The organism is Aeromonas sp. A35_P (assembly GCF_002259925.1).
Lineage (GTDB): Bacteria > Pseudomonadota > Gammaproteobacteria > Enterobacterales > Aeromonadaceae > Aeromonas > Aeromonas dhakensis.
In genome coordinates, this window is record NZ_NEVB01000102.1 from 1 (window position 1) to 6,080 (window position 6,080).

Annotated in this window: 7 protein-coding genes, 1 tRNA gene and 1 other annotated feature; of the genes, 5 read left to right on the forward strand and 3 right to left on the reverse strand. The window is 62.1% G+C overall.

The features are described from left to right. Positions 1–95 precede the first annotated feature (95 nt). A tRNA-Arg gene (locus tag CAK78_RS07425) sits at positions 96–172 on the reverse strand. A gap of 50 nt (positions 173–222) precedes the next feature. Continuing rightward, a complete protein-coding gene (locus CAK78_RS07430) occupies positions 223–1,377 on the reverse strand; it encodes a flagellar assembly protein FlgT (protein WP_010634842.1) in 1,155 nt (384 codons plus the stop codon). 194 nt (positions 1,378–1,571) lie between these two features. Between CAK78_RS07430 and CAK78_RS07435 the strand changes: the two genes are divergently transcribed. Together CAK78_RS07435 and CAK78_RS07440 are read left to right on the forward strand one after the other, a co-directional pair. Next, positions 1,572–2,192, forward strand: a complete 621-nt coding sequence (locus CAK78_RS07435; protein WP_005303721.1) for a FlgO family outer membrane protein — start codon at positions 1,572–1,574, stop codon at positions 2,190–2,192. Positions 2,193–2,207: 15 nt separating this feature from the next. Next, positions 2,208–2,636: an LPP20 family lipoprotein gene (locus CAK78_RS07440; protein WP_005303718.1), complete on the forward strand. Its 429-nt coding sequence runs from the start codon at positions 2,208–2,210 to the stop codon at positions 2,634–2,636. Between the two features lie 105 nt (positions 2,637–2,741). Here the strand turns inward: CAK78_RS07440 and pheA are convergent, their stop codons facing one another. Further along, the gene (gene pheA, locus CAK78_RS07445) at positions 2,742–3,914 is read right to left on the reverse strand and encodes a prephenate dehydratase (RefSeq protein WP_094696864.1); all 1,173 of its coding nucleotides are present in this window, start codon (positions 3,912–3,914) and stop codon (positions 2,742–2,744) included. Between the two features lie 38 nt (positions 3,915–3,952). Beyond that, positions 3,953–4,087, reverse strand: a sequence feature (Phe leader region). Between the two features lie 169 nt (positions 4,088–4,256). On the opposite strand from pheA, the gene CAK78_RS07450 reads away from it, so the two are divergent. The 3 genes from CAK78_RS07450 to CAK78_RS07460 are packed head-to-tail and all read left to right on the forward strand — an operon-like array spanning position 4,257 to position 6,078. After that, positions 4,257–4,856 (forward strand): HAD family hydrolase, encoded by a 600-nt coding sequence (locus CAK78_RS07450; protein ID WP_094696865.1) that lies wholly within the window; start codon positions 4,257–4,259, stop codon positions 4,854–4,856. Between the two features lie 25 nt (positions 4,857–4,881). Next, on the forward strand, positions 4,882–5,160 hold the full coding sequence (locus CAK78_RS07455; RefSeq protein ID WP_094696866.1) for a DUF6482 family protein: 279 nt from the start codon (positions 4,882–4,884) through the stop codon (positions 5,158–5,160). A 45-nt stretch (positions 5,161–5,205) separates the two neighbouring features. Then, positions 5,206–6,078: a hypothetical protein gene (locus CAK78_RS07460; protein WP_094696867.1), complete on the forward strand. Its 873-nt coding sequence runs from the start codon at positions 5,206–5,208 to the stop codon at positions 6,076–6,078. Positions 6,079–6,080: the final 2 nt, after the last annotated feature.

Here is a 6,080-nt window from a genome sequence, read left to right on the forward strand (position 1 = left end):
GCTATGGAATGCGCGCTGTGGTACCCCGTGTGGTACCCTAGGCCAAAAACGACCAAAGGGTTGGCATCGTGATGATGCCAACCCCTTGTTTTGTATGGCGCTCCCGACTGGAGTCGAACCAGTGGCCTGTCCCTTAGGAGGGGACCGCTCTATCCTGCTGAGCTACGGGAACCTTGTGGCCGGCATTATACAAGAAGCGGCTCCCTTTTAAACCCTTGATTCTTATTCCAATACTGCCAGATCGCCGATCTGGATGTTAAACGGCGAATATTTGTTCTGGCTGCTGATGATGGCGCCATCCTCGAATACCTGCACCACTTCGAACAGGCCGTCGGCCGGGTTGCGCAGCATGCGTGCCTTGCCGTAGGGGTCGATGAAATCGGCATCGTGCTGGATGCGGAACTGATCCCCGAGCCGGACGCCGTTGCGGCGGCCGAGATTGATGTAGGGGCCGCGCTCGTTCTGGCTGACCACCCGGGCGGTGACCGGGGCGCAGCTGAGCTGGGCCACCAGATCCTGCACCGCCTCCTGCAACTGGTAGTTGACCTCCTGGCCGTAGCTCGACTGCCAGAACTGGCCGCTGCTGCTGCCCACCTGATCCCGCTTGGCGAAGGTCCAGTTGGCCCGGCCCTGGTACTCCTTGCGGCCGAGCAGGCTGCCGTTGATGCCGTCGAACAGATAGAGCTGCATGCGAAAGTTGCGGATGGGATCTTCATACCAGCTGGTCAGCTGGTTGCCCTGCGGCTCGATGGAGAGATCGTCGATGCTGCCGAGCACCAGGTACTGGCTGTCGGTACGCAGGCTGAGCGCCTTGATCTCCTCGAGGGCGCTGCGATCCCCCTGCTGCAGGTGGAGCGGGTCGATGCGCAGGTTTTCGTCCAGCCACTGGCGCACGGCCACCCCTTGCGGCGCGCTGGCCAGCGCCTCGAACATGCGTCGTGACAGGTTGGCGGGCATGTCGTCGAGGGCGCCGTAGCTCGCCTGCTCGGGGTAGCGCAGCCGCAGCCGCACCAGCGTCAAATCCTTGGCGTAGTGCTGGGTCTGGCAGATCTGGCGCTCGGCCTGGATGTCGGCCATCACTGTGATGTACATGCGGCCGTTGCGCACCTCTTCCCGCTTGAGCCGGTACTGGCGAATGTCGCCGCCGGAGCGGATCTGGATCTGCTCGGAGCGCAGGCTGCCGTTTTCCAGGCGCTGGATGCTGGAGACGGCGGCGCCGCTTGCCAACAGCGCCTGCCGCAGGGCATCGCGGGTCGCCTGCTCGCGGGCGTAGACCTCGTCCCCGCCCAGGATGGCGGCACTGCCCTGCGCCTCGATGATCTCGGCCCGGGCCGACAGACTGGCCAGCAGCAGGGTTAACAGCAGCGGTAATTTCATGACAAGCACCTTGAATATGCGGGTCGGCGCGATTCACCCCTGTCGAAGCGAATTCGCCGGCCGATACAGACCACAGAACCGTGCCGGTTGCACAGCACATGCGAATATTTAGCAAGATCCATGCCTCATTCCCGGCTCAAGCTTTGGCCGGTCGAACCGATAACAAATCAGGTGCAGATACAGGAAAGGTATCCATGAACAAACTCATTACGGCGTTGGCGCTCGCTCTGGCATTAGCCGGTTGCGGCACCGACCCCATCAACCGGGATCTGGGTGATCCGCGCCAGGCGGCGCAGGGGATGGAACTCAACTGGCTGGTGGCTCGCATGACCGATCAGCTGATGGAGCGCAAGTCGCTCACTACCCTGACCGAACCCATCGCGGTCGCCTCCTTCGTCGATCTCGATACCCTGCAGGACACCAACTGGATGGGCCAGCAGATTGAGGAGAGCTTCATCTACGAGCTCAACCGCCGTGGGGAAGTGGTGGTGGACTTCAAGCTGACCGGCAGCATCAAGGTGACGCCGCAGGGGGATTTCGTGCTGAGCCGCAACTACAAGGATCTCTCTCCCCGGCTGCCCATCTCCCGCATCCTGGTCGGCACCTTCAGCCGCAACAGCAAGGGGATCCTGGTCAACGCCCGCATCATCGACCTGCGTACCAAGATGGTGGAGACCACGGCCCAGAGCATGATCCCGCAGAAATACCTGTTCGGTGCCAACAATTCGTTTGGCCGGGCCTCGATCAACCGCGGTTACCTGATGCGTGACAGCCAGGCACGCCCCGGCGGCCATCTGGTCAACCTGACGCCCTGACAAGGAGTAGACGCAATGAGAATCTTGTTCGGATGCCTGCTGGCCTTGCTGCTGACGGCGTGCAGCGGCGGCAATCGGGTGGTCAACTACGGTGGCAACAACAAGCCGGATGACTTCCCGGTGCTCAAGGCGGTCGGCTACGCGGTGATCGACATCCAGCCCGGCCCCTCCCAGTCCGAGAAGATGCTGCAGGCCATCCGCGCCTCCAAGATGGATGCCTACCGCGAGCTGGCTGAGCAGCTCAACGGCCAGCAGGTGCGTGGCCAGAGCAGCTACAAGGACCTGACCCAGACCTCCAACTCGCTGGACGTGTCGGTGGCGGGCATGGTGCGCGGCGCCAGGGTGGTGGCCTCCTATCCCCGCGGCAATACCTATGCCACCGAGATGGAGCTCGATACTCGCGCCCTCTACAACATCAACCAGCTGATGGCTGGTCAGTTCTGACGCCGTGCCCGCAGCGAATGGACGACAAAAAGGCGACCCCGGGGGTCGCCTTTTTCATGGGCGGTGTCGGCCGGCAGATACCCGGGCCGGCCCAAGCTCGGCGGATCAGCCGCCCATCAGCACCGGCGGCACGGCGGTCGGCTTGACGTCTTCGCTCGGGTAGCAGCCCAGCACCTTGATGTAGCGGGTGATCTTGGTCAGCTCCATGAGCGCGGCCTGCATGGACGGGGTGTTGAGGTTGGCGGAGACATCCAGGTAGAACATCTCCTCCCACGGGTTGCCCTGCACCGGCCGGGATTCCAGCTTGGTCATGTTGATCTCGTTGTTGCGCAGCACCAGCAGCGCTTCCACCAGCGAGCCCGGTTTCTGGGAGGTGGACATGATGAGGGTGGTCTTGGCCGGGATCTGCGGCGCCACGTCGATGGGCTTGCGCGCCACCACGATGAAGCGGCTGTAGTTCTCCTTCTGGTTGGCCAGCTGCTCGGCCAGCACGTCCAGCCCATACAGCTCGCCGCCGGCCGCGCTGCCGATGGCCGCCGCTTCGGGGCTCGCCAGCTCTTTGACCTTCATCATGGCGCTGGAGGAGGAGTCGCAGATCTCGTGGCGCGCCCCTTCCAGCTTGCTCAGATAGTGGGAGCACTGCTGGAACACCTGCGGGTGGGCGTAGAAGGTCTTGATGCGGGACAGCTCGGTGGGCACGGCGGTGAGGATGCAGTGCTCGATGGGGTAGGTGAGCTCACCGACGATGGAGAGGCTGGTGTGCTGCATCACGTCGTACACCTCGTTGATGGAGCCCGAGCTGGTGTTCTCGATGGGCAGCACGCCAAAGGCGGCGCGGCCCGACTCCACCGCATCCAGCACCTCGCGGAAATTCTGGCAGTTCACCTCGATCACTTGATCCTTGTAGCGGGCCAGGTACTTGCGGGCGGCGAGGCTGGAATAGGAACCGCGCGGCCCCAGATAAGCGACGCTGGTCATCGGCTCCTGCTGCTCCGGGTTGAGCAGGCTCTGCAGATAGGCCTGTTGGGAGAGCACCGAGTCTTCGATGATGGTGTGATAGATGCGGGTGATGTACTGGGCATCCAGCCCCAGCACGCGCCCTTTCTGGATCAGGGCGACCAGCAGATCCTGCTCGCGCTGGGGATCGCGGATCGGGCGCGGGTTGGCCTGCTTGGCGCGGGCGACCTCGATGCTGAGGGTCTTGCGTTTGGCCAGCAGGGCGAGCAGCTCCTGATCCAACTGGGTGATGTCTTGTCTGATCTCGTCGAGCGTTGCCATGATGGTTCCCTATCCAAGTAATCGATTGTGGTGGCTGCAAAAAAAAACCTCCGCTAGGGGAGGCTCGATTCGTCTTTGCTTTCTGTTTACGCGAGTGCTTCACGTGACGACTGGCCTTCCCTCATGAGGGCCGGATAAACGAGAAAGCAAAAAAGAATGGTGCGTGCATGAGTGTGTCCTTGAGGTAACGCCATAAGCATTAAGGGATTTGACCGTGCGATGCAAGTAAAACTTGCCCGTGGGTGGCGAACGGGGCAGGGTAAGGGCGTGAGCCTGCGGGGGCAGATGCGCGTCGAATGGACCCGCTTGCCGTCGCAATGATGCAGAGAGCTGGAGGTGAGAATGGCGATTATTTTCGATCTGGGACGAGTGGTGGTGAGCTGGGATCCGGTCGGCATCGTGCGCTCGGTACGGGGGCCGCACGGGGCGGAGCAGCTGGCGGAGCAACTGTTCAACCATGGCGACTGGCTGGAGGTGGACCGGGGGACCCTGTCGCTGCATACCATGGCCCGTCAGGCGCAGGCGCGAACCGGCCTGTCGACGGCGGAGAATCTGGCCATTTTGCAGGCGGTGCCGCCATCCCTGGTGCCGGATCCCGCTATGCTGAGCCTGATAGAGGCACTGCACTGGGAGGGACACAGCCTCTACGCACTCTCCAACATGGGCCATGCCAGCATCGACTGGCTGGAGCAACATCAGGATTTCTGGCGCTTCTTCAGCGGCAAGGTAGTGTCGGCAAGGGTACGGATGATGAAGCCGGAGCCGGATATCTACCGCTACCTGCTGGTGTCGTTCGATCTGCGGGCCGAGCAGTGCCTGTTCATCGATGACAGCCCGGCCAACGTGGTTGCCGCACAGACGCAGGGGATAGGGGGCCTGGTGTTTACCGATGCATACAGCTGTCGCCAGCAGCTGGTGGCACAGGGTTACCTGCCGGCCTGAGCGGGCGGGAAACGCGGGGTAAGTTATGGAACACGGCAGGTTTCGCAATTGGCTCAGTCACTATCCGGATGCGGGGCTGCTGATCGCCTGTCTGGATGGCAGCGGTTATCAGCTCTGCGTCGAGGTGGATGGGGAGATGCAGTGCCTCACCGACAGCGAAGGGGGCAGGCTGACATTCGCCTCCCTCGAGCAGGCCGAGGGGTTCTTGCGAATGCACCAGGTTCATCAGGCGAAACTGCGGATTTATGACACTCAGTTGGATGAATGTGATGATAATTGGCATGAAATTGTCATTAAATTCTAGTTTGTCCGCATTCTTTAAGGGTTTATTCAGGATTATTGCTGCACAATGGCGCCCAATTCATCATCCGGTGCCGCAGTTATGGATGCCAATATCGTTGTGCTGAATCGAGGATACGATCAGACCTTTCAGACCAGGGAGCAGTCGCTTATTGAGACCCTGGCTGGCTACGGCGAGCTGGCGGTCTCCTTCTCCGGTCGACTGGAGTCCTGCTACAGCATGGATCTGTGCCGTGCCAGCGGTATCCGGATCCGCGCCATCACCCTGGATAGCCCGACCCGCAGCCGCAAGGAGGTGGCCCGCGCCAAACGTTACTGCCAGCGCTACGACATCGAGCAGCGGGTCATCAAGACCGAGGAGATGATCTTCTGCGATCACCTGCGCCACCTCAACGAGGTGATCGATCCGGTGCGCTACATCTGTCACCTTACCGCGCTGGAAACCGACTGGAGTCACCTGCCCCTGCTGCTGCCCGCGCCGGTCGAGGAGCTGCGGGAGTATCTGCGTCGCTTCGGCAGCCTGCCGGACAACACCCTCTGGCTGTTCGCCAAACAGGGCATGACCCACAGGGACTTTCGCTACGGCTTCAACAAGCGTCAGCTGGGACGCTGGGGCAAGAGTGCCCATGGCTGCCTGAGCTACCGCTTCTCCGATCCCGAGCTGCTGGATCGCCGTCATCTGCGGATGGTGGACATGGCGGAGCAGATGCTGGCTGACATGGGGCTGGAGGAGGCGCAGGTGTTTTTCCATACCCTGGGCGATCGGGCCACCACCCTGGCCCGGGTCCGGCTGCCGGCCCGGTTGCGGGCCCGGGCGTTCGATTTGCAGCCGGATATCCTCACCGCCCTCAAGAGTACGGCCTTCGATCTGGTGACCCTGGACATGATGCCGGCGGAGGAGCGTCAGGAGCTGGTGGTCTAGGG

What these genes read in the sequence shown, in the direction of transcription:
- CAK78_RS07430 (WP_010634842.1), bottom strand. Translation starts at nt 1,377, where the DNA reads ATGAAATTACCGCTGCTGTTAACCCTGCTGCTGGCCAGTCTGTCGGCC.
- CAK78_RS07435 (WP_005303721.1), top strand. Translation starts at nt 1,572, where the DNA reads ATGAACAAACTCATTACGGCGTTGGCGCTCGCTCTGGCATTAGCCGGT.
- CAK78_RS07440 (WP_005303718.1), top strand. Translation starts at nt 2,208, where the DNA reads ATGAGAATCTTGTTCGGATGCCTGCTGGCCTTGCTGCTGACGGCGTGC.
- pheA (WP_094696864.1), bottom strand. Translation starts at nt 3,914, where the DNA reads ATGGCAACGCTCGACGAGATCAGACAAGACATCACCCAGTTGGATCAG.
- CAK78_RS07450 (WP_094696865.1), top strand. Translation starts at nt 4,257, where the DNA reads ATGGCGATTATTTTCGATCTGGGACGAGTGGTGGTGAGCTGGGATCCG.
- CAK78_RS07455 (WP_094696866.1), top strand. Translation starts at nt 4,882, where the DNA reads ATGGAACACGGCAGGTTTCGCAATTGGCTCAGTCACTATCCGGATGCG.
- CAK78_RS07460 (WP_094696867.1), top strand. Translation starts at nt 5,206, where the DNA reads ATGGCGCCCAATTCATCATCCGGTGCCGCAGTTATGGATGCCAATATC.